The sequence below is a fragment of the Methylobacterium variabile genome (genome assembly GCF_001043975.1).
Classification (GTDB): Bacteria; Pseudomonadota; Alphaproteobacteria; order Rhizobiales; family Beijerinckiaceae; genus Methylobacterium; species Methylobacterium variabile.
On the sequence record NZ_LABY01000552.1, the window covers coordinates 1 to 588 of the forward strand.

Sequence of the window (588 nt, forward strand, 5' to 3'; positions counted from 1 at the left end):
GGCGCGGCCGGCCAAGCCCGTGGCGAAGCCCGCTGGGCGCGGTCGCATGATCGCCCTCGGGACGCTGGGCTGCGTGGCTGTGGCCGGCCTGTCCTACGCGGCCTATTCGGCGATGGGCAGCCTCGCCGGTCCGCAGGTGGTGCGGCCGAACCTCTACCAGATGCAGAAGGCGCAAGGCGCCCAGGCCAAAGCCGCCGATTGGCCCGACCTGCGCGACGGCGTGCCGGCCCTGGCCTCGGCTGCCGGATCGTCCGCGCCGGTGCGTGATCCCGGCATCCAGCTCGTGGAGAGGCGTGCCCTCGTCGAGGAGCCGGCGAAGGCCGAGACGGTGACGAAGGTCCAGAATCCCGCATCGGTCGAAGCCGTTGCCAAGGTCGAAGCCATTTCCAAGGTTGAAGCACCCGCTCGGGTCGAAGCCCCCGCGAAGGTCGAAGCTCCGGTGACGCTGGCGGCGGCGACGCCCGCTCCTCCCGTCGTCAAGGCCGAGGCGCCCCGTTCGAAGGCGCTGCCGCCGATCGAGCCGGTGAGCCTCGCCCTGCCGCCCAACGCGCTCTCGCCCATCGTGCCGAACCGCGTCGCTGCCGCGAT

At 72.4% G+C, this 588-nt stretch carries 1 pseudogene; it reads left to right on the forward strand.

From position 1 onward, the window contains the following. Window positions 1-46: 46 nt before the first annotated feature. Window positions 47-588 (forward strand): annotated as a pseudogene (locus VQ02_RS34445) (hypothetical protein); the annotation flags it as partial.